The organism is Microbacterium maritypicum (assembly GCF_041529975.1).
GTDB lineage: Bacteria > Actinomycetota > Actinomycetes > Actinomycetales > Microbacteriaceae > Microbacterium.
Map to the genome: position 1 here is coordinate 3,723,990 of NZ_CP168030.1, position 20,533 is coordinate 3,744,522.

A 20,533-nucleotide genomic window follows, 5' to 3' on the forward strand; every position below is an offset into this window, starting at 1 on the left:
AGGCCGCAGGGGTTGGCGAGGGCTGGGAGTGGACGCGCCCGCGCATGACTCAGGCCCGGACGCGCTTCACCCGAGCCCGTGTCTTCTGCACGATCCAGCACACGACGTAGATGGTGAACGACAGGGTCGTGATGTACGGGCTCACGGGCAGCGTGCCGGCGAGGGCGAGCAGGATGCCGCCGACGGCCGAGACGAATCCGAACAGGGCGGACAGCAGTGGCACCGCGATGGGGCCGGCCGTGACCCGCATCGCCGCAGCGGCGGGTGTGACCAGCAGCGCCATCACCAGCAGCGCACCGATGATGTGCACGCTCACCGCGACGATGAGGCCGAGCAGCACCATGAACAGCAGGCTCACGGCACGGGTCGGCACTCCGCGCGCAGCAGCCGATTCCGGGTCGAGCGAGTCGAAGCGCAGCGGGTTCCACATCACGAGCAGCCCCAGCAGCACGACCATGCTGATGCCGATGAGCCAGCCGAGGTCGGGGCTCGACACCGACACGATCTGGCCGGTGAGCAGGCTGAACCGGTTGGCGCTGCGGCCGTCGTAGAGGGAGAGGAACAGGATGCCGAGGCCCAGGCCGAACGGCATCAGCACCCCGACGATCGAGTTGCGGTCCCTGGCCTTGGCGCCGAGGATGCCGATCAGGATCGCCGCGATCAGGGCGCCGGCCAACGACCCGAACACCACGCTGCCGCCGAACAGCAGGGCGGCGGCGGCACCCGCGAACGACAACTCGCTCACGCCGTGCACCGCGAACGCGAGGTCGCGCTGCATGACGAAGACGCCGATCAGTCCGCCGACGATGCCGAGGACGGCACCCGCGATGATCGAGTTCGACAGCAGGGCGACAAGCTCGCCGTAGTCCTGGAACGAGAAGACGTCGCTCCAGTCGACCAGGGGCCTCATGCCGCTCCTCCGTGCTCGTGGTCGCCGTGGTCGTGGTGCGGCTCGGCATCCGGAACACCGACGACGACCAGCCGGTCGCCCGCGCGGAGCACGAACACCGGGGTGCCGTAGAGGTCGCTGAGCACGCGGGTCTGCAGCACCTCGTCGGGAGTGCCCAGGAGGAACCGGCCGCCCGCGATGTAGAGGATGCGGTCGACACGGCCGAGGATCGGGTTGATGTCGTGCGTGACGAACAGCACTGCGGCCTCGCGCTCACGGCGTTGGCGGTCGATGATGTCGGTCACGGCCAGCTGGTTGGCCAGGTCGAGGTTCGACAGTGGCTCGTCGCACAGCAGCAGCGCCGGCTCGTCGGCGAGGGCCTGACCGACCCGCAGCCGCTGCTGCTCGCCACCTGAGAGCAGGCCGACGCGACGATCGGCGAAGTGCGAGGCACCGACCGCGTCGAGCAGCCGGTCGACCTTGGCGCGGTCGCCGCGATGCGGGATCGGGAACCCGAACCGGCTTCCGCTGACGCCGAGGCCCACCAGGTCGCGGGCTCGCATGCTGGTGTCGGGGGCGAGGTTGCGCTGCTGCGGGATGTAGCCGATGCGGGAGTTCCCGCGGTGCACGGGCTCCCCCGCGACACGGATCGACCCTGAAGACAGCGGCTGCAGACCGAGGATGCTGCGCAGCAGCGTGGTCTTGCCCGACCCGGACGGGCCGAGCACCGCGATGAACTCGCCGGGCTGCACCGTCAGGTCGAGCCCTGACCAGAGTTCGCGATCCCCGCGCTGGAGCGCGGCGTCGGTGATCTCGAGGACCGGAGCGCCGCCGCTCACGGCTGGACAGCGGCGGCGAGGCTCTTGATCGCGTCACTCATCCACTCAGAGTACGACGATCCGTCCTCGAGCAGCTCCGTGAAGGCGACGACGGGGATGCCGGCGTCCTTCGCGGCCGCCTCGACGCGCTCGGTCTCCGCGCCACCGGTCTGCGCGTTGGTCAGCAAGGCCGTGGCCTGTCCGTCTTCGATCACCTTCAGCGCCTCGAGCAGCACGGCGGGAGCCACATCGGTACCTTCCTCGACCGACTCGGCGAACCCTTCGGGCGTGACGTCGGTGAGGCCGGCCGCGGCGGCGAGGTAGCCGGGCAGCGGCTCGGTCATGAAGACCGTGGCCCCTGCGGCATCCGTCTTGATGGTCTCGAGGTCGGCCTCGAAGCCCTCCAGGTCGGCGACGATCTCGTCGGCGTTGGCCGCGAACTCCTTCGCGCCGTCGGGGTCGAGCTCGGCCAGCTCGTCGGAGATCGCCTCGACGACATGGATCATCGTGTGCGGGTCGAACCAGACGTGCTCGTTGAAGCCCTCGATGTGGTTATGGCCTTCGTGACCCTCTTCACCCTCGGCGTGATCGTGGTCGTGGGACTCGTCGTCGGCGTGGTCGTGCTCGGCCTCGTCGTGGCCTTCGTTGCCGGGGAAGTCGTGCGAGAACTCGACCGCCGTGACGACGTGCGGGTCCTTCGCGTCCTCGAGCAGCGTGTCGACGAAGGCGTCGTAGCCGCCGCCGTTCTCGATCACCAGGTCGGCCTTCTGCACGGTGAGGCGGTCTCGCGCGGTCGCCTCGTAGGAGTGCGGGTCCTGCGAGGCCGAGGTGATGAGCGACTCGACCTCTACGCGGTCGCCGCCGATCTGCGCGGCGATGTCGCCGTAGACGTTGGTGCTCGCGACGACCGTGATGGTGCCGTCGTCGCCCTCTCCCGCTGCCGGGGTGGTGGAGCATCCGGCCAACGCGAGGGCGGCGACGGATGCGAGGGCGAGGGCGACGACGGGCTTCTTCATGCCTTCACTCTAAACGCTAATGAGAACCATTATCAAGTTGGGCGGGATGCCGCGCCCCGGGCGCGACGCCGCGGGCTCACTCCACCAGCAACGCGGGCTCCTCGAGCACGGAGGCGACGTCGGCGATGAAGCGGCTCATGCCGTCGCCGTCGATCACGCGGTGGTCGAACGATCCGGCGACCGTGGTCACCCAGCGCGGGCGCACCTCGCCGTCGACGACCCACGGCTTCTGGCTGATGGTGCCCATCGCCACGATGCCGGCCTCGCCGGGGTTGATGATCGGGGTGCCGGCATCCATCCCGAACACACCGATGTTGGTGATCGTGATCGTGCCGCCCTGCTGATCGGCCGGCGGCGTCTTGCCCTCGCGAGCCGTGAGCGTCAGGCGGTTCAGCGCCCGCGCCAGGTCCTTCATGCTCAGGTCCTGCGCGTCCTTGATGTTCGGCACGAGCAGGCCGCGCGGGGTGGCGGCGGCGATGCCGAGGTTCACGTAGTGGCGCACGGCGATCTCGGCACCGGCATCCGTCTCGATCCAGGCGGCGTTCACCATCGGCGTGCGACGAGCCGCCCAGATCACGGCCCTGGCCACGATGAGCAGCGGCGAGACCTTGATGTCGGCGTAGTCCGGCGAGGCCTTGAGCCGCTTCACGAGTTCCATCGTGCGGCTGGCGTCGACCTCTTTCCACACCGTCACGTGCGGAGCCGAGTACGCGCTCTGCACCATGGCAGAGGAGGTGGCCTTGCGCACACCCTTGACCGGGATGGACTCGGTGCGGTCGTCGCCGGCGGCGGAAGGACGCGTGGCGGTGATGCCGCGGGCGAGTCCGGCCGGAGCGGCCTGCGGCGCGGGCACGGTCTCCTCGCGCACATCACCCCACTCGGGCGTCTCGATGTTGCGGAAGACGCTCGCCTGTGAGGCGTGCTTGACCACGTCGTCCCGGGTCACCTCGCCATCGGCACCGGTCGCGGCGACCGCCGTGAGATCGACCCCGAGGTCGCGCGCGAGCTTGCGGATCGGCGGCTTCGCGATCACGCCCACCGAGGAGCGGACCGGACGCTCGGCCGCGCGCTTTCGACGCGAGGTCGCGCCGCCGCCCGTGCCGTAACCGACGAGCACCGAGCCGCCACCCTCCTCCGGGGCCGGGGTCTCGGCCGTGGCGACGACACCGGGGCCGGCGTCGTCACGCGCATCCGTGATGAAGGTGATGATGGGCGAACCGACCTCGACCGTCGCTCCTTCGGCGGCGAGCAGCTCGCCGACGACGCCCGCGTGCGGAGACGGCAGTTCCACGAGCGACTTGGCCGTCTCGATCTCGCACAACACGTCGTTGATCGCGACGGTGTCGCCCGGGGCGACCTTCCAGGCGACGATCTCCGCCTCGGTCAGGCCCTCCCCGACGTCGGGGAGGGTGAAGTTCTGCGTGTTCATGATTGATCCTCTCGTGGACCGTGTGCACAACTCCTCAAAAGCGAGGCGAATCGCCCTGACCCAGGCGCATCGGAGCCCCGCTCGCTGGATTTCTGAGGAGTTGTGAACATGGAACGTCGGTCAGTAGGCCAGGGAGCGGTCGACGGCTTCGAGGATGCGGTCGGCATCCGGGAGGTACACGCCCTCGAGCTTCGCCGGCGGGAACGGGGTGTCGTAGCCGGAGACGCGAAGCACCGGCGCCTCGAGCGCGTAGAAGGCGCGCTCCATGACGGTGGCCGCGATCTCGCCGCCGATGCTGGCGAAGCCCTGGGCCTCCTGCGCGTAGACCATGCGCCCGGTCTTGCGGATCGAGTCCAGGATGGGCTCGTAGTCGACCGGAGAGAGCGAGCGCACGTCGACGACCTCACAGCTCGTGCCCTCGGCTTCGGCGAGCGCGGCGGCCTGCAGCAGCGTGGTGACCATCGCGCCGTGGCCGACGAGCGTCACGTCACTGCCGGTCCGCACGACGCGCGAGGAATGCAGCGGAACGGCGGAGGCGTCGAGCTCGACCTCGCCCTTCTGCCAGTACCGGCTCTTCGGCTCCATGAAGATCACGGGGTCGTTCGAGGCGATCGCCTCCTGGATCATCCAATACGCGTCGTTGGGCGTCGACGGCGACACCACGCGCAGGCCGGGAGTGTGGGCGAAGTACGCCTCCGGACTCTCCTGGTGGTGCTCGACCGCGCCGATGTGCCCGCCATAAGGGATGCGGATCACGATCGGCATGCTGAGCGCGCCCTCGTGCCGGTTGGTGAGCTTCGCGAGCTGCGTGGTGATCTGGTCGAACGCCGGGAACACGAAACCGTCGAACTGGATCTCGATGACGGGACGGTAGCCGACCATCGCCATGCCGATCGCGGTGCCGACGATCCCGGACTCGGCGAGCGGGGTGTCGAGCACCCGACGGTCGCCGAAATCGCGCTGCAGGTGCTCGGTCACACGGAAGACGCCGCCGAGCTTGCCGATGTCCTCGCCCATGAGCAGGACCTTCGGGTCGTTCTCCATCGCCCTGCGCATCCCCGCGTTCAGCGCCTTGCTGAGCGGCATCGTCTCGAGGGTCATCGGGCTTCTCCTTCGAACGACGCCTCGTACTGCGCGTGCCAGGCCTTCTGCTGGTCGATCAGCGGGTGCGGTTCGCTGTACACGTGGTCGAACATCTTGCCGACGCTGGGGGGTCCGAGTTCGACGCTGCGGGCGCGAAGGTCTTCCGCGGCATCCGCCGCCTCGGCCTCGACATCGGCGAACAGTTGCGCGGATGCACCGCGGTTCTCGAGGAACGCGCGCATCCGGACGATCGGGTCACGACCGGCCCAGTACTGCTCCTCGTCGCTGCCGCGGTATTTCGTCGGGTCGTCGCTCGTGGTGTGCGCGCCGAGGCGGTAGGTGACGGCCTCGATCGCCTGCGGGCCCTTGCCGCTGCGGGCCTCGTCGAGTGCCACCCGCGAGACGGCGTAGCTGGCGAGCACGTCGTTGCCGTCGACGCGGACGCTCGGGATGCCGTAGCCGGCGCTGCGCTGCACGAGCGGCACACGCGACTGCGTCGACACCGGCACCGAGATCGCCCAGTGGTTGTTCTGCAGGAAGAAGACGGTCGGCGCCTGGTAGCTCGCGGCGAAGACCATCGCCTCGTGCACGTCGCCCTGGCTGGAGGCGCCGTCGCCGTAGTAGACGATGACGGCCTCGTCGCGGTCGATCTCACCCATGCCGGTGCGCCCGTCGAACACGAGCCCCATCCCGTAGCCGGCGGCGTGCAGCACCTGCGAGCCGAGCACGAGCGTGTAGAGCCGCGTGTTGCCGTTCTTCGGGTCGGTCGGGTCCCACCCGCCGTGCGAGACGCCGCGCATCAGCTTGATGATGTCGACGGGGTCGACGCCGCGGATGCGGGTGACGGCGTGCTCGCGGTACGAGGGGAAGATCGTGTCCTGCGCGCGGGCCGCACGACCGGAACCGACCTGCGCCGCCTCCTGTCCGCGGCTCGGCGGCCACAGGGCGAGCTGGCCCTGTCGCTGCAGGTTGGTCGCCTGGGTGTCGATCGCGCGGATGACGACCATGTCACGGTAGAACTGCTCGAGCTCCGCATCGCTGATCGCCTCGATCAGGGGGAGATACGGCTCGGCGGCGGCGGACGGCGCGAACCGTCCGGTCTCGTCCAGAACGCTCACAAGGGGGGTCTCGGGGGTGGTCACGCTCTCACGCTACCCGCGTCGGCATGCCCGGTCACGCATACCTAGGACGCCCTCGTAACTGCCCGGAAGCCGGAGAAAACCGCGGAAAGCCGCGGCGAGCGCGGATCAGCGAACTGCGGCGGCGACCTCGAGCACGCGGTCGAGGGAGGCTTCCTCGCCGACGGAGATGCGGATGCCGTCGCCCGAGAAGGGACGCACGATGAGGTCGTTCTCGACGAACGCGGCAGCCACCTCGTCGGTGCGCTCGCCGGCCGGCAGCCACACGAAGTTGGACTGGGAGTCGGGGACGTCCCAGCCCTGCGCGCGGAGTCCTGCCACGAGACGGGTGCGCCGCTCGACGATGACGGCGACGCGCTCGAGCAGCTCGCCCTCGGCGTCGAGGCTCGCGATGGCGGCGTTCTCAGCAGCGGAGGTGACCGAGAGCGGGATGCCGGTGGTACGTGCGGCGTCCAGCACCTTCTCGTGGCCGATCGCGTACCCGATGCGGAGGCCGGCGAGACCGTAGGCCTTCGAGAAGGTGCGCAGCACCACGACATTCGGGTGCTGGTCGAACACGCGCTCGGCGAGACCGTCGACGGCATCCGGCGCGGTCACGAACTCGGCGTACGCCTCGTCGAGGATGATCAGGATGTCGCTCGGCACGCGCTCGACGAAGGCCGCGAACTCGGCCGACGTGATGATCGGCCCGGTCGGGTTGTTCGGGGTGCACAGGATGATCGCGCGGGTGCGCTCGGTGACGGCATCCGCCATCGCGTCGAGGTCGTGGCGGGAGTCGGCGGTGAGCGGCACCTGGACCCCGGTCGCACCGGCGACCAGCGGAAGGCTCGGGTACGCCTCGAAGGAGCGCCAGGCGTAGATGACCTCGTCGCCGACGGAGGCGGTCGCGAGGATCAGCTGGTGCAGGATCGAGACGCTGCCGGAGGCCACGTGCACCTGCTCGGGGTCGACGCCGTAACGCGCACCCAGGCGCTCGCGCAGACGACCGGCGGTCGCGTCGGGGTAACGGTTGATCGGGGTGGTGCGCTGCAGCGCCTCGAGCACCGACGGGAGCGGGTCGAACGGGTTCTCGTTGCTGGAGAGCTTGAACGCGTCGGGCCCCGCCTGCTTGCCCTGCCGGTACGGCGCGAGAGCGGCGATGGCGGGTCGGATACGGGGCAGGATCGGCTCGGTCACGCGTCGAGTCTACGAGGGAGCGGCACAGGTCAGGATGGCGCCGCAGGCCCCCTGTCGGGTAGAGAAGTGCAGTGGTACCATTTTGGTATGGCGATGACGGTGCGGCTCCCGGAAGAACTCGATGCACAGCTCGAGGCGATCGCGCGTGCGCGGCACATGTCGAAGCACGCGGTGATCATCGAGGCGGCGACGCGATTCGCGAATGACACGAGCCGCTCGGCTCTCGTGGATTCCGCCGTCGACTTCGTGCTCGACAATGACAAAGCCCTGCTCGAGCGCCTCGAAGACGCATGACCGAGTACCTCACTCTGGCGGACGGCCTTCAGATCGTCGAACGACTCGGCTTCCATGTCCGCGACGCCGGACTGCTCGCTTCGGCTCTCGCTCGACCCTCCGCGTCACTCTTCGGCGACGACGCATACGCGACCATCGACCGAAAAGCTGCTGCTCTCCTCGAATCCTTGGCGCGCAATCACCCGCTCTTCGACGGGAACAAGCGGACGGCGTGGACGAGCCTCGTCGCGTTCCTGTGGATCAACGGATGGAAGCACCGCTTCACCACCGACGACGCATTCGACCTCGTCGTCGGAGTGGCCTCCGGTGCGATCGATCTCGACGAGTCTGAGCGACGTATTCGCGCGAACCGCATTCCCGTGAGCACCGCTCGCAGCTGACTCTCGCCGGCGTCCGTGCGACACTGGTCGGACTATGCGCTTCATCATCCGCGTCGTCGTCAACGCCTTCGCCATCTGGGTCGTCACGCTGATCCCCGCCCTCCAGGTCACGATCAGAGCGTTCCCGCCCGGCGAGACCCTGCAGGTGGTGCTGACGCTGCTGGCGGTGGCCGCGATCTTCGCCATCGTCAACACGATCATCGGCACGGTCGTGAAGATCGTCGCGTTCCCGCTCTACATCATCACGTTCGGCCTGATCGGCTTCCTGATCAACGGGTTCCTGCTGTGGCTGACCGCGTGGATCACGAGCGGCTTCGGCTGGGGCCTGACGGTCGGCGACTTCTGGTGGGGCGTGCTCGCCGCGCTCATCATCTCGGTGATCAACGGCATCTTCGGCTTCATCCTGCGCCCGCAGAAGAAGGCCGCCCGCCGCGACTGAGCCCGGCGATCACGCCGGAACGTCGAGGCGAAGCGGACTGATCTCGGCGAGGAACTCGAAGTCGCGGTCGCCGTGCAGGAGCGGGATGTCACGGCGAATCGCGACGGCGGCGATCAGGCAGTCGATCATGCTGCGGATCGGGTGGCCGTTGGCCGCCGAGGCTCGGTAGAGCTCTGCCGCGTCTCGGAAGTCGGTGACCGCGTGCAGTGGTGCGAGCGGAAGCCCGTTCGCGAGCGCCTCCACCCTCGAGAGCTCCTGCGGTCGCCGCGCTCCGGCGAGCAGCTCCATGATCACCGGCTCGGTGATCGCGATGTCCGCGCCGGCGGCGATCAGTCCGTCGAGTCGCTCGACGACCGGTGCGTCGACCCCGCGAAGGTAGGCGATCCACGCGGAGGAGTCGACGAGGATCACGCGTCGCCCCACGGCGACGGCGGATCGTCGCGGATCGCATCGAGGTCTCCGCTCCAGCCCGTGCCCTTCAGGCCGAGGAGGAAGTCCTTCGTGAGAGGCACGCCGACGAGCCTGCGGAGGGCGAGATCGACCGCCTCCTTCTTCGTGGAGAGGTCGTACCTGCGCATGACCTCCCGGACGAGTTCTTCGTCGATGTCGATGTTCGTGCGAGCCATACACGCACGGTACACCTCGGATACACCAGCCGTCGCGATCACCGCTTCACCCGCTCGGCATGGAACTCGGTGCGTTCAATCTCGACGGCATCGCCGAGCTCCCGCCAGTACGCGTCGAGCGCCTCGGCACGCGGATCGGACGAGTCGTCCACCATCTGTGCGGTCTCGATGTAAGCCTCGAGCGCGTGCGGCTGCAGCGACAGGTCGTACAGGCCGTCCTGCGGGTCGACTTCGCGTGTCGCGGTGAAGCTGTCGGGAGAACCGGTGCCCGTGGCCGATCCTCCCGCAGCGAGCTTCGCGACGACGTCGTCGGAGTGCGAGAGCTGGATGCGAGTCTGGCCGTCACCGAGCGACGACTCCTGCGGGCTTCCCGCCGTCAGCTGCATCGCGACGTCGTAGTCGCTCTCCATCGCGAGGTGCGCCGCGATCATCCCGCCCTGCGAGTAGCCCACGATGTCCACCCGGTCTCCGGGCTCCGCGCCCGCGGCGGCCAGCGCGTCGACGGTCGCCTGATACGACGCCGACCGCTGCCCCTGATAGAGCTCCAGGTTCGACTTCATGTCCCACGGATCCTCTTCGCCACCCTCCCAGGGCACGGAGTTCTGCGTCCCTTTGACGTAGGTCACGTAGCGGGTCGCGCCGTCGGCCATGGTGTACTTCTCGACCGCCACCTGCGCACTCGACGACGGCATGCGCCTCAGCGCACCGGCCACGCCCTTCGGCGCACCGGCCGGGGTCGATGTGGCGGTCGGAGTCACCCGCACGGGATCTGCGGCCCCCGTGAGCCGGGCTCCCGACGGCACCTTCCCGAGTGTGGACGTGAGGCCGGCGAACGCCCCGGCCAGGAGCAGTGACGGCAGCAGTCCGAAGACACCCATCGGCTCGGGCACGCCTCCGTGGCGTCGCCCCGCCCAGTCGGCAACCAGCCAGTCGGCCATCACTCCGACGCGCGCGTCGCCGTCGAGGAGTCGATGGATACGCGCCCGAAGGGCACTCGCGCCCGCGCGATCCCCCAGGGCGAGAGCTTCGGCCTCCGCCCGAAGCTCCACCACTTCGAACGCGTCCGCCATCAGGAGGGTGCCCGCGCAGGCATCCTCGAGTTCGGCACGCAGCTCTCCGACACGCTCCCCGCTGCGATGCAGCGCACGAATATCGACCTGCGAAGCGGCCTCCGGCGCAGAGGCCAGGAGCGCACCCGCGCGGGCGATCGCGGCCCGAGCCTCCTCGCACTGCGTCGCCACCGTCTGCATCCGGGAACCGACATCGCGCAGCTGCTGGGTGTCGACGGCGATCACCCCGCCGTGCCCGATCTCCAGGCCGCTCATTCCGCTCCTCCGGCGTTCAGCTCCCACTGACGCACGTGGAGATGCCCGATCTCGGCGCCGCAGTCTTCACGCAGTCGCGCCAGCCGCTCATGTAGGGCGCGGAACCCCTCGGACTGCCAATCCGACGCATCGACGAGCGACACCAGCACGGCTCCCGCGTCTTCGATCAGCGAGATCGCCGAACCGATCTCGCGACTGGTCAGCATCCAGACCCAGCTGGCCTCGGAGGCGATGGCATGATTCTGCGCGATGGAGTACATGGCCCTCAGCCTCTGCGTTCGACGGGTCCGGGCTCGACCGGATTCTCGCGGTCGGTGGAGAGAGGAAACCCGGATCTCGGTGTGCAGAGAGGGCGCGCCTGAGCACTCCGCGCTGTGCAGGATCGTCGGAGGCGGGCAGAATGTATCTGTGACATCCCCGGATCCCTTCCGCGTGATCTTCGTCTGCACGGGGAACATCTGCCGCTCTCCCATGGCCGAGGTCGTCTTCCGCGACCTCGCCGAGCGGCAGGGACTCGGCTCGCGTATCGTCTCGCGCAGCGCCGGCACCGGCGACTGGCATCTGGGCGAGCGCGCCGACGACCGCACGATCGACTCCCTCGCCCGGCGCGGATACGACGGCTCTCGGCACCGCGCGCGCCAGTTCACCGCCGCGGCCTTCGCCGACAACGACCTCGTGGTCGCGCTCGACCGCACCCACGAGCGCATCCTGCGGGAGTGGGCGCACGACGAGGACGAGGAGGGCAAGGTCACGCTGCTCCTCGCGTTCGACCCGGACGCCTCCACCCATGACGTCCCCGACCCGTACTACGCGGGGGCGGCGATGTTCGATTCGGTGCTCGGTATGATTGAGGCGGCGACTCGGGGCCTGTTCCGCCAGCTCGAACCCGCTCTCCGTCTCCCCCGCTCGCCCCGAACCTTCGGGGCCTCATCAGGAGGACTCCCCTGACTTTCCAGCCTTCGCTCCCGCCGCAGCCCCTGAGCCCTCTCGACGGTCGCTACCGCGGCGCCGTCACCGGTCTCGCCGACTTCCTCTCCGAGGCGGGACTCAACCGCGCACGGGTCGAGGTCGAGGTGGAGTGGCTGATCGCCCTCACCGACCGCTCGCTGTTCGAGACGACCCCGCTGTCGGATGCCGACAAGGAACGCCTGCGTGCGCTGTACCGCGACTTCGGGCAGGCCGAGATCGACTGGCTCGCCGAGAAGGAAGCCGTCACCCAGCACGACGTGAAGGCCATCGAGTACCTCGTGCGCGACCGCCTCTCGACGCTCGGACTCGACGCCATCGCCGAGCTCACGCACTTCGCCGCCACCAGCGAGGACATCAACTCCGCCTCCTACGCGCTCACCGTGAAGCGCGCCGTGGAGGAGGTCTGGCTGCCGGCCCTGGACACCGTGATCGCGAAGCTCCGCGAACTCGCGGTCGAGCACGCCGACGCCGCGATGCTCTCCCGCACGCACGGCCAGCCCGCGACGCCCTCGACCATGGGCAAGGAGATCGCGGTCTTCGCGTGGCGCCTCGAGCGCGTGCGCGGCCAGATCGCGGCATCCGAGTACCTTGCCAAGTTCTCGGGCGCGACCGGCACCTGGTCGGCGCACCTGGCGGCCGACCCCGACGCCGACTGGCCGACCATCGCCCGCGAGTACATCGAGGGCCTCGGACTCGGCTTCAACATCCTCACCACCCAGATCGAGTCGCACGATTGGCAGGTCGAGCTCTACGACCGCGTGCGCCACGCCGGCGGCATCCTGCACAACCTCGCCACCGACATCTGGACCTACATCTCGCTCGGCTACTTCGCGCAGATCCCGGTCGCCGGGGCCACCGGCTCGTCGACGATGCCGCACAAGATCAACCCGATCCGCTTCGAGAACGCCGAGGCGAACCTCGAGATCTCGGGTGCCCTGCTCGCCTCGCTCGGTCAGACCCTGGTCACCAGCCGCCTGCAGCGCGACCTCACCGACTCCACCACGCAGCGCAACATCGGCGTCGCGTTCGGGCACTCGCTGCTCGCCCTCGACAACCTGCGCCGCGGCCTCAATGCGATCTCGCTCTCGCGCGACGTGCTGCTGGCCGACCTCGACGTGAACTGGGAGGTGCTCGCCGAGGCCATCCAGACCGTCATCCGTGCCGAGGTCGTCGCCGGTCGGTCCACGATCACCGACCCGTACGCCCTGCTCAAGGAGCTGACGCGCGGCCACCGGGTGGGCGCCGCCGACCTCGCCGAGTTCGTGCAGGGGCTCGAGATCGGCGATGCCGCGAAGCAGCGCCTCCTCGCGCTGACTCCGGCCACGTACACCGGCATCGCCGAGCGCCTCGCCCGCTAACACGCGCACCCGTACCCGGTCCCGGTCCCGGTCCCGGTCCCGGTCCCGGTCCCGCCACGCAGGATCGCCGAGTGCACGGCTTGTTGCCGAGTACACCGCCGATCCACGCAGGGTTCCCGTGCAGTCGACACGATCCCGTGCACTCGGCGACGGATGGCGGGAGCGGGCGCGGGGGAGCGGGAACGGACGCGCAGCGGGCTAGGAGGCGGGCTCGCCGGAGTGGTCCTCGACCTTGTCCTTCGGCATGAAAGCGGCGGCGAGCAGCGTGAGCAGGGCGGTCACGGCGACCGCGACGAACACCCAGACCGATGCGTGGATGATCGTGTCGGGGTCATCGGGGCCGGCGCCCTGCGCGATGGCCGCGTTCGAGATCGCCCCGAACACCGCAACTCCCACGGCGCTGCCCGCTGAGCGCGCGAACGCATTCATGCCCGTCACAGCTCCGCGCTCGCCCCACCCCACGGAGGACTGGGCGGCGATGAGGGTCGGCGCGGCGCTCCACCCGAGCCCGAACCCGAGGACGAACGCGATCAGCGACAGCACCCAGGGGTTCGGCCACGAAGACACCGACGCGAGGACGATCGCCGCGACCGAGGCGATGCTCATACCGATCAGAGTGGTGCGACGGAATCCGATGCGCAGATACAGGCGCCCCACGTTCGCTGCGGCGATCGGCCACCCGAGCGTCAACGCGGCGACGGCCAGACCCGACAGCAGCGGCGCGATGCCCAGCGAGCCCTCGAGGTAGGCGGGCGCGAAGCTGGTGACGCCGATCATGAGGGCACCCACCCCGAGCGAGACGAGGGTGGTGGTCAGGATCAGCGGCCTGGCCGCAAGGCGGAGGTCGACGATGGGCTCCGCGACCCGGCGTTCGACCATCGCGAAGAGGGCGAGAGCCACGATGCCGATCCCGAAGCACAGCGCGCTCTGGACGGAGATCCACGCCCAGGCGTTGCCCCCCTCGAGCATCCCGAGGATCAAGCCCGTCAACCCGACTGTGAGCAGCACGGCTCCGGCGTAGTCGATCCGGTGCCGCTCGGTCTGCTTCTGCTCCTTGTACTTGAGTTGCAGCATCCAGGCCGCGATCAGACACAGCGGGATGTTGACCCAGAAGATCCAGCGCCACGCGTCGAGCTGAGCGAAGATGCCGCCGAGCGCCGGGCCGACGACGGAGGAGATCGCCCACACACTCGCGATGTACCCCTGCACCTTGGCGCGCTCGGCGACGGTGTAGATGTCTCCGACGATCGTCATGGCCATCGGCGCGACCGCGCCCGCGCCGAGCCCCTGGATGATGCGGAAGACGATCAGCGCGGGCATGCTCCACGCGAAGCCGCAGAGGATCGAGCCGAGGAGGAACAGGGCGATGCCGAGCAGGATGATCGGCTTGCGGCCGACCGTGTCGGCGAACCGGGAGTAGATGGGGACGCTCACGGCCTGCGCCAGCAGATACACCGAGAACAACCACGGGAACTGCTGATAGCTGCCGAGATCGCGGACGATGCTGGGCACCGCGGTGGCGAGGATCGTGGCATCGATCGCGATGAGCCCGGTCGCGAGCATCAACGCGCCGAGGATGGGGCCTCTCGGCGACCGGAGTCCGATGGAGGCGCGGTCGACGGAGGCAGTCACTTCAGGGACAAGCCCCGTGGCGCCGGGACTATTCCGACGAGTGCCGTGAAAGGCGCGGCTCCCTCGCCCGTCACGAGGACGACGTGCGGCCGGGCTCGTCGCCCTCCGCCTCGCCCTCGGGCTCCGGGTCGTACAGCACCGGACGGTCGATGGTCTTGGTGACGTCGGCGGGGTCGACCGCGAGGATCAGCATCGCCAGGATCAGCAGAGTGATGATGAACGCCCCTCCGCCGACGACGAGCCCGAGCGCGATCGGCGTGAGCCCGTCGTAGGTGCCGTTCGCGATCGCCGTGTTCACGCGCGTGGTGAAAGCGCCGGTGGAGACGAGCGTGACAACCATGGCGAACACGCCGCAGCCCAGCGCGATCAGCAGCAGGTGCAGCGGGCGCAGGATGTCCCGACGGGTGGGCTTCTCGTCGCTCATCGCTCTCCTCCGTGCTCCGCAGGGGCGGTGCTGTCGTTCGATTCGGTGGCCGCGGCGGCGGCATCCACCCGCTTCGGGGTGAGCCCGGCGATGCCGAGGAAGACCGCGACGATCGCCGCGTAGCCGCCGAACATGCCGACACCGAGGATGATGCCGGACAGGACGAACGTTCCGGCCTTCTCGATCGTGTACTCCTGCAGGAATCCGGCCGGGATCAGCAGCAGGACGATGCCCAACAGCACGCCCAACGCGCCGACGGTGATCGCGTCGCGCGAGAGCGGATCAGCGGTACGACGCGAGCGGATGCCGGCGAGGATCTCGATGCCGCCGCTCACGATCGCCCAGGAGGACACGACGATGAAGAACAGGTCGTCGGATCGCCAGGCCGGGATGCCGCTCACGCCACCGGCGACGACGCCGAGCGCGGCGAGCAGGATGTACGACCAGCGCGAGCCTGGCGGGAGCACCAGCCAGGCCGCGAGCAGCTGCACGAGCGCGGTGGTGAAGACGAAGCCGCTGAAGACCGAGAGGCCGACAGGGGCGGAGTGGTCCGACGAGAACGTGATCATCAGAGCCGCGACGGCGGCGAACAGCGCGCGCAGCAATTGCACGTGGCGCATGGTGAATGCGCGAACAGGGGCAGACATGACGGTCCAGAGTCCTCCGGGGTGTTCCTCCCAGTCTACGCGGGGGCGCGGAGTCGCAGCGCCCGCGGGCGTGCGGAGGAGGATTCGTGAAGCCCGGCTGATCTCCCCAGATCGATTGCCGGGCTTCACGACGTACGCAGCAAGGGGGGCATCACTGCGTCAGGCCGGTCTTCGCAGGGTCGGGCACCCTGCCTGCGATGACGGCCAAGTGACCCCACATGCCCACCCGGTCCCCTGAGGTGCGCGCGTGCGGTCGTATGCTCACTTTAGGGCGGTGGTCTTCACATACCGGACGGGGGCTGTGATGAGTTACGAGTATGACGAACGCAGGTCCGTATCCGATGCCTTCGCGGCGGCCCTGCGCGACGCGATCAACGCGCGGCACGTGACCCTGTCCTGGCTGCATCAGCAGCTCAACATGCGCGGGAACCGCGTGTCGATGGCCACGCTGAGCTATTGGCGCTCGGGCGCGCGACGCCCGGAAGGTGCGCAGTCGCTCGCCGCGCTGGTCGACATCGAAGACCTCCTCGGCCTCGACGCCGGAGCGCTGCGCCGACACCTCGGGCCCACGAACCGGACCGGTCCCCTCGGACCGAACCGGTTCCCCCTCGACGAGGAGGAACTGGAACGTGCCGTCATGGTCGCCTTCGAGGCGCTGGGCGCGTCGTACCCCGACACCTCGCGCGAGCTGACGACGCACTCCGTGACCGACGTCGACGCCGACGGCAACGTCGCGTACAGCATCACCCGCAGCATCGTGCAGTCCACGATCGGCACGATCACGGCCATCCCGTTCCTCGAGATCACGCCGGGCGTGAGCACACCGGCACCGGTCCTGAGCGCCGTCTCGGGCGGACGCATCACCGCCCGGTACTCGCACCCCGACGGCGAGGTGCACGGGGTGCTCTTCGAGCTCGACGTGCCCCTGACCGCACCGGACACGGCGATGGTCGAGTGGTCGGTGACGTATCCGCCCGACTACCCGCCGATGCGGGACACCGGTCACGCCCTGGCACAGAAGGCCAGAGAGCTGCTGGTGTGGACGCGGTTCCACCCGGATGCCGTGCCGGACTGGTGCGAGGAGCGGGTCGAGACCCCGGAGGGCGTCACCGTGACCGCGGTGCCGCTCACCCGCGGGACGTCGGTGCACCTGGTGCGGCGCGCGTTCGGTCCCGGCGCGCTCGGGCTGCACTGGGGGTACGGCACACGGGAGGATCAGCCGGGCTGATCTCCCGTGGCGACCGGCCGGCCCGGAGTGTTGGACCACTGGCTCCACGAGCCGGGGAAGACCCGGGCGTCGATGCCGACCTCGTGCAGGACGAGTGCGGTGTGGGCGGCCGTGACGCCGGACCCGCAGTAGGCGGCGACCGGCGTGCCGGGTGTCACCCCGATCTCGGCGAAGGACGCCAGGATCGTCTCGCGGTCGAGGATCCGGCCCGCCGCATCGAAGTGCACGGATTCGGGGAGGTTCCGCGCGCCGGGGATGTGTCCGGCGACCGGGTCGTACGGCTCCGACTCGCCGCGGTACCGGTCGGCCGCTCGCGCGTCGATCAGCACGCCAGACTGCGGGAATGCGGCCGTCTCGTCGATCGACAGCGCGTCGCCGCCGATCTCGTCGAGCACGACATCGCCGGGCTCGGGCACCACATCATCGGTCGCGACCTCGAAGCCTTCGGCCTGCCAGCCCCGGATGCCGCCGTCGAGCACACGCACATCGACACCGCCCTGGCGCAGCAGCCACCAGGCGCGTGCCGCCGAGATGCCCGTGAAGTCGTCGTAGGCCACGACCGTGTCGCCCGCCCGGACGCCCCAGCGACGGGCCGCGGCCTGCAGCGTCGCCGTCGAGGGCAGCGGATGCCGCCCCTCCGAGGGATCGCCGTGGGTGGCGAGCTCCGTGTCCAGCGCGGCGAACACGGCACCGGGGATGTGGCCCGTCAGGTAATCGTCATGCCCGGCCTCGGGTCGATCCAGCCGCCACCGCACGTCGATCACACGCACGGGCGCATCGGCGTTCAGCAGGTCGTTCAGCTCGGATGCACTCACGAAGTCACTCATCCTGCGAGGCTACCGAGTCTGCGGCAGCATCCGGGTCGGGGCCGTCTTCTCCCGTCACGATCCGCGCGACTATGCTCGATCCGGCAACGTCGAGAAAGGGCCAGCGATGCCCTCTCGTCTTCGGTGGATGCGGCTCCGCCCCCAAGAGGCCGCACTCATCGCGATCACCGCGGTGTGGGGCGGCACGTTCCTGCTCGTGCACTGGGCGATGGAGCACTCGGGGCCCTGGTTCTTCGTCGGCATCCGGTTCCTGATCGCGGGACTGATCAGCGTCGTCATCTTCCGCCGCGTGCTGCGCGGCATCCGCTGGCGTGATGTCGGCGCCGGCGTCGCGATCGGCGTCATGATCTACCTCGGCTACGGGCTGCAGACGCTCGGGCTGCAGACCATCGACAGCAGCACCTCGGCCTTCATCACCGCGATGTACGTGCCGCTGGTTCCGTTCGCGCAGTGGGCCGTGTTCCGCAAGCGACCGCCGGCCATGGCCTTCGCGGGTGCCGGGCTGGCGTTCGTGGGGCTGCTGCTGATCGCCGGGCCCGACGCCTTCGCCCTCACCCTCGGCGCCGGCGAGATCGCGACCATGATCAGCACTCTGCCCATCGCGGCCGAGATCATCCTGATCAGCCTGTTCGCCGGGAAGATCGACCTCGGCCGCATCACCGTCATCCAGCTGCTGACCGCCGGAGTGCTGGGGCTGCTCACGATGCCGGTGGTGGGTGAGGGCGTGCCGGAGTTCTCATGGATCTGGGTCGGCTGCGCGGTGGGGCTGGGCGCGGCGAGCTGCCTGATCCAGCTGACCATGAACTGGGCGCAGAAGTCGGTCTCCCCCACCCGCGCGACCATCATCTACGCCGGCGAGCCGGTGTGGGCAGGGGTCATCGGGCGCATCGCCGGTGAGCGACTGCCCGCGACCGCGCTCATCGGCGGAGCGCTCGTCGTGCTCGGGATCCTCGCGAGCGAGCTGAAGCTCGTGCGGCGGCGAGCCGAGAGCGGCGGCTCGCCGCCGCCGCCGCTCGACGACGTCAGACCGTGAGCAGCACCTTGGTGGCGCGACGCTCGTCCATCGCGCGATATCCCTCGGCGGCATCCTCGAGTGGGAGGGTGAGGTCGAACACCTTGCCGGGGTCGATCTTGCGGTCCCAGATGAGCTGGATCAGCTGGGGCAGGAAACGCCGCACCGGAGCGGGCCCTCCGTGCAGATGCACGCCGGAGAAGAACAGCTCTTCACCGGGCAGTGCCACGTCGTGCGAGACGCCGACGTAGCCGACGTGTCCGCCGGGGCGGGTCGAACGGATCGCCTGCATCATCGACTCCTGCGTGCCGACCGCCTCGATCACCGAGTGCGCGCCGAGCCCGTTCGTGAGCTCCTTGATGCGCGCCACCCCCTCGTCTCCGCGCTCTTCGACGATGTCGGTGGCGCCGAACTCGCGTGCCAGCGCCTGCCGGTCGGCGTGCCGGCTCATCGCGATGATGCGCTCGGCCCCGAGTTCGCGGGCGGCGAGGATGCCGAGCAGCCCCACGGCTCCATCACCGACGACGGCGACGGTCTTCCCCGGTCCGGCCTCGGCGGCGACCGCCGCGAACCAGCCCGTGCCGAGCACGTCGGATGCCGCGAGCAGCGAGGGGATCAGGTCGGCGTCGGGCTGCCCGGGGGTGACGACGAGCGTGCCGTCGGCGTGCGGGATGAGCGAGTACTCGGCCTGGGTGCCGTACTTCCCCATCGGGACGACGTGCACACAGCGGGACTGGTAGCCCGCCTGGCAGATCTCGCAGGTGTTGTCCGAGGCCATGAACGAGCCGACCACGAAGTCGCCGACCTTCAGGGTCTGCACCGCGTCGCCGATCTCCTCGACGACGCCGACGTACTCGTGCCCCATCGGGGTGTGTTCGACGTTGTCATCACCGCGGTACGGCCACAGGTCCGACCCGCAGATGCAGGTCGCGGCGAGCCGGATGACGGCATCCGTCGGTCGGCTGATCGTCGGCTTCTCGCGCTCCTCGACCCGGACGTCGCCGGGGGCGTACATGACTACTCCACGCATTCGTATTGCTCCTTCTCTCGCGTGAATCCAGTCAACGCCGATTCCGTCACGGGTGGGAGGCTCTCTCATGGCACCCCTCGGATCGCTGCGGACGGGAATAGTTCGACGGGCCGCGCGTTGCACCCGGCATGATTGAAACTTCAACCGTCGCTCCGGTCGCCACGGAACGCACCCGCGTCCGCGTGCCGCTGCGCTTCGGGGACGGCTTCTCCACCACCGCCGACGTCGTCACCTTCGACGGCCTGATCGACGGCCGCGAGCACCTGCTGCTCGGCCTCGGCGACTGGCGCGCGGCGCTCGAGCGCGCAGCCGACGGGGGCGCCGCACCCCTCGTGCGCCCGCACAGCGAGTGCCTGACCGGTGACGTCTTCGGCTCGGAGCGCTGCGACTGCGGCCCCCAGCTCCGCGAGGCTGTGGAGCGCATCGCCGACGAGGGCGGCTTCCTGCTGTATCTGCGCCAGGAGGGTCGCGGCATCGGCCTGTACGCCAAGCTCGACGCGTACGCGCTGCAGGACGCCGGACTCGACACGTATGAGGCCAACGTCGCCCTGGGCCACGGTGAAGACGAGCGCGACTACACCGTCGCCGCGCAGATGCTGAACGCGATCGGCGTCGACGGCATCCGTCTGCTGAGCAACAACCCCGACAAGGCCGTGCAGCTCGAGGCCCTCGGCATCCGCGTCTCCGAGCGCGTGCCCACCGAGGTGCACCTGTCGGAGGCGAACACCCGCTACCTGCAGGCCAAGCGGGACCACACCGCCCACACGCTCGACCTGTCGGCGGCGTGACACC

The 20,533-nt window shown here is 69.4% G+C and carries 24 protein-coding genes; 8 read left to right on the forward strand and 16 right to left on the reverse strand.

Annotated features, from left to right (window positions below; translation table 11 throughout):
* Nucleotides 1-49: 49 nt before the first annotated feature.
* The 7 genes from ACCO44_RS18020 to ACCO44_RS18050 form a co-directional block, all read right to left on the reverse strand.
* Nucleotides 50-910 carry a metal ABC transporter permease gene (locus ACCO44_RS18020; protein WP_029264379.1) on the reverse strand — a complete coding sequence of 287 codons (861 nt, stop codon included), beginning with the start codon at nt 908-910 and terminating at the stop codon, nt 50-52.
* Nucleotides 907-1,728: a metal ABC transporter ATP-binding protein gene (locus ACCO44_RS18025; RefSeq protein ID WP_105711705.1), complete on the reverse strand. Its 822-nt coding sequence runs from the start codon at nt 1,726-1,728 to the stop codon at nt 907-909. Before ACCO44_RS18025 ends, ACCO44_RS18020 begins: the two co-directional genes overlap by 4 nt.
* On the reverse strand, nt 1,725-2,723 hold the full coding sequence (locus tag ACCO44_RS18030; protein WP_372467656.1) for a metal ABC transporter solute-binding protein, Zn/Mn family: 999 nt from the start codon (nt 2,721-2,723) through the stop codon (nt 1,725-1,727). Before ACCO44_RS18030 ends, ACCO44_RS18025 begins: the two co-directional genes overlap by 4 nt.
* A 76-nt stretch (nt 2,724-2,799) precedes the next feature.
* Nucleotides 2,800-4,152: a dihydrolipoamide acetyltransferase family protein gene (locus tag ACCO44_RS18035; protein WP_372467657.1), complete on the reverse strand. Its 1,353-nt coding sequence runs from the start codon at nt 4,150-4,152 to the stop codon at nt 2,800-2,802.
* A gap of 120 nt (nt 4,153-4,272) precedes the next feature.
* The gene (locus tag ACCO44_RS18040; RefSeq protein ID WP_372467658.1) at nt 4,273-5,253 is read right to left on the reverse strand and encodes an alpha-ketoacid dehydrogenase subunit beta; all 981 of its coding nucleotides are present in this window, start codon (nt 5,251-5,253) and stop codon (nt 4,273-4,275) included.
* A complete protein-coding gene (locus ACCO44_RS18045; protein WP_372467659.1) occupies nt 5,250-6,377 on the reverse strand; it encodes a thiamine pyrophosphate-dependent dehydrogenase E1 component subunit alpha in 1,128 nt (375 codons plus the stop codon). The genes ACCO44_RS18040 and ACCO44_RS18045 overlap by 4 nt, the downstream gene beginning before the upstream one ends.
* Before the next feature lie 105 nt (nt 6,378-6,482).
* Nucleotides 6,483-7,550 carry a histidinol-phosphate transaminase gene (locus ACCO44_RS18050; protein WP_372467660.1) on the reverse strand — a complete coding sequence of 356 codons (1,068 nt, stop codon included), beginning with the start codon at nt 7,548-7,550 and terminating at the stop codon, nt 6,483-6,485.
* 87 nt (nt 7,551-7,637) lie between these two features.
* Between ACCO44_RS18050 and ACCO44_RS18055 the strand changes: the two genes are divergently transcribed.
* From ACCO44_RS18055 to ACCO44_RS18065, 3 genes are read left to right on the forward strand one after another with little or no spacing between them, the layout of a single operon-like run.
* Nucleotides 7,638-7,844 carry a ribbon-helix-helix protein, CopG family gene (locus ACCO44_RS18055; protein WP_105711711.1) on the forward strand — a complete coding sequence of 69 codons (207 nt, stop codon included), beginning with the start codon at nt 7,638-7,640 and terminating at the stop codon, nt 7,842-7,844.
* Nucleotides 7,841-8,224, forward strand: a complete 384-nt coding sequence (locus ACCO44_RS18060; protein ID WP_105711712.1) for a type II toxin-antitoxin system death-on-curing family toxin — start codon at nt 7,841-7,843, stop codon at nt 8,222-8,224. The genes ACCO44_RS18055 and ACCO44_RS18060 overlap by 4 nt, the downstream gene beginning before the upstream one ends.
* A 34-nt stretch (nt 8,225-8,258) precedes the next feature.
* Nucleotides 8,259-8,663, forward strand: a complete 405-nt coding sequence (locus ACCO44_RS18065; RefSeq protein ID WP_029264370.1) for a phage holin family protein — start codon at nt 8,259-8,261, stop codon at nt 8,661-8,663.
* Nucleotides 8,664-8,672: 9 nt separating this feature from the next.
* On the opposite strand, the gene ACCO44_RS18070 is transcribed toward ACCO44_RS18065, so the two are convergent.
* The 4 genes from ACCO44_RS18070 to ACCO44_RS18085 are packed head-to-tail and all read right to left on the reverse strand — an operon-like array spanning nt 8,673 to nt 10,874.
* Nucleotides 8,673-9,074, reverse strand: a complete 402-nt coding sequence (locus ACCO44_RS18070) for a PIN domain nuclease (RefSeq protein ID WP_372467661.1) — start codon at nt 9,072-9,074, stop codon at nt 8,673-8,675.
* A complete protein-coding gene (locus tag ACCO44_RS18075; RefSeq protein WP_167381565.1) occupies nt 9,071-9,289 on the reverse strand; it encodes a type II toxin-antitoxin system VapB family antitoxin in 219 nt (72 codons plus the stop codon). The genes ACCO44_RS18070 and ACCO44_RS18075 overlap by 4 nt, the downstream gene beginning before the upstream one ends.
* Before the next feature lie 38 nt (nt 9,290-9,327).
* Nucleotides 9,328-10,614, reverse strand: a complete 1,287-nt coding sequence (locus ACCO44_RS18080) for a hypothetical protein (protein WP_372467662.1) — start codon at nt 10,612-10,614, stop codon at nt 9,328-9,330.
* Complete coding sequence (locus tag ACCO44_RS18085; protein ID WP_372467663.1) at nt 10,611-10,874, reverse strand: hypothetical protein; 264 nt, start codon at nt 10,872-10,874, stop codon at nt 10,611-10,613. The genes ACCO44_RS18080 and ACCO44_RS18085 overlap by 4 nt, the downstream gene beginning before the upstream one ends.
* A gap of 148 nt (nt 10,875-11,022) precedes the next feature.
* Between ACCO44_RS18085 and ACCO44_RS18090 the strand changes: the two genes are divergently transcribed.
* A complete protein-coding gene (locus tag ACCO44_RS18090) occupies nt 11,023-11,562 on the forward strand; it encodes a low molecular weight protein-tyrosine-phosphatase (RefSeq protein ID WP_029264367.1) in 540 nt (179 codons plus the stop codon).
* Nucleotides 11,559-12,941, forward strand: coding sequence for an adenylosuccinate lyase (gene purB / locus ACCO44_RS18095; protein ID WP_051662409.1), 1,383 nt, complete (start codon nt 11,559-11,561; stop codon nt 12,939-12,941). The genes ACCO44_RS18090 and purB overlap by 4 nt, the downstream gene beginning before the upstream one ends.
* A gap of 198 nt (nt 12,942-13,139) precedes the next feature.
* Here purB and ACCO44_RS18100 read toward each other — a convergent pair whose 3' ends face one another.
* The 3 genes from ACCO44_RS18100 to ACCO44_RS18110 form a co-directional block, all read right to left on the reverse strand.
* Entirely contained in the window at nt 13,140-14,573 is a 1,434-nt protein-coding gene (locus ACCO44_RS18100; RefSeq protein ID WP_372467664.1) for an MDR family MFS transporter, read from the reverse strand.
* Nucleotides 14,574-14,643: 70 nt separating this feature from the next.
* The gene (locus ACCO44_RS18105; RefSeq protein WP_372467665.1) at nt 14,644-14,997 is read right to left on the reverse strand and encodes a hypothetical protein; all 354 of its coding nucleotides are present in this window, start codon (nt 14,995-14,997) and stop codon (nt 14,644-14,646) included.
* Complete coding sequence (locus tag ACCO44_RS18110; RefSeq protein ID WP_372467666.1) at nt 14,994-15,644, reverse strand: acyl-CoA synthetase; 651 nt, start codon at nt 15,642-15,644, stop codon at nt 14,994-14,996. The genes ACCO44_RS18105 and ACCO44_RS18110 overlap by 4 nt, the downstream gene beginning before the upstream one ends.
* A 304-nt stretch (nt 15,645-15,948) precedes the next feature.
* On the opposite strand from ACCO44_RS18110, the gene ACCO44_RS18115 reads away from it, so the two are divergent.
* A complete protein-coding gene (locus ACCO44_RS18115) occupies nt 15,949-16,872 on the forward strand; it encodes a hypothetical protein (RefSeq protein WP_372467667.1) in 924 nt (307 codons plus the stop codon).
* Here the strand turns inward: ACCO44_RS18115 and ACCO44_RS18120 are convergent.
* Nucleotides 16,860-17,699: a sulfurtransferase gene (locus ACCO44_RS18120; protein WP_372467668.1), complete on the reverse strand. Its 840-nt coding sequence runs from the start codon at nt 17,697-17,699 to the stop codon at nt 16,860-16,862. The two genes, ACCO44_RS18115 and ACCO44_RS18120, sit on opposite strands and share 13 nt — an antisense overlap.
* Before the next feature lie 106 nt (nt 17,700-17,805).
* On the opposite strand from ACCO44_RS18120, the gene ACCO44_RS18125 reads away from it, so the two are divergent.
* Nucleotides 17,806-18,732 carry a DMT family transporter gene (locus ACCO44_RS18125; protein ID WP_372467669.1) on the forward strand — a complete coding sequence of 309 codons (927 nt, stop codon included), beginning with the start codon at nt 17,806-17,808 and terminating at the stop codon, nt 18,730-18,732.
* Here the strand turns inward: ACCO44_RS18125 and ACCO44_RS18130 are convergent.
* Nucleotides 18,722-19,741, reverse strand: coding sequence for a zinc-dependent alcohol dehydrogenase family protein (locus tag ACCO44_RS18130; RefSeq protein WP_372467670.1), 1,020 nt, complete (start codon nt 19,739-19,741; stop codon nt 18,722-18,724). The genes ACCO44_RS18125 and ACCO44_RS18130 overlap by 11 nt on opposite strands.
* Nucleotides 19,742-19,869: 128 nt before the next feature.
* Between ACCO44_RS18130 and ribA the strand changes: the two genes are divergently transcribed.
* Nucleotides 19,870-20,529: a GTP cyclohydrolase II gene (gene ribA, locus ACCO44_RS18135; protein WP_372467671.1), complete on the forward strand. Its 660-nt coding sequence runs from the start codon at nt 19,870-19,872 to the stop codon at nt 20,527-20,529.
* The last annotated feature ends 4 nt before the right edge of the window (nt 20,530-20,533 follow it).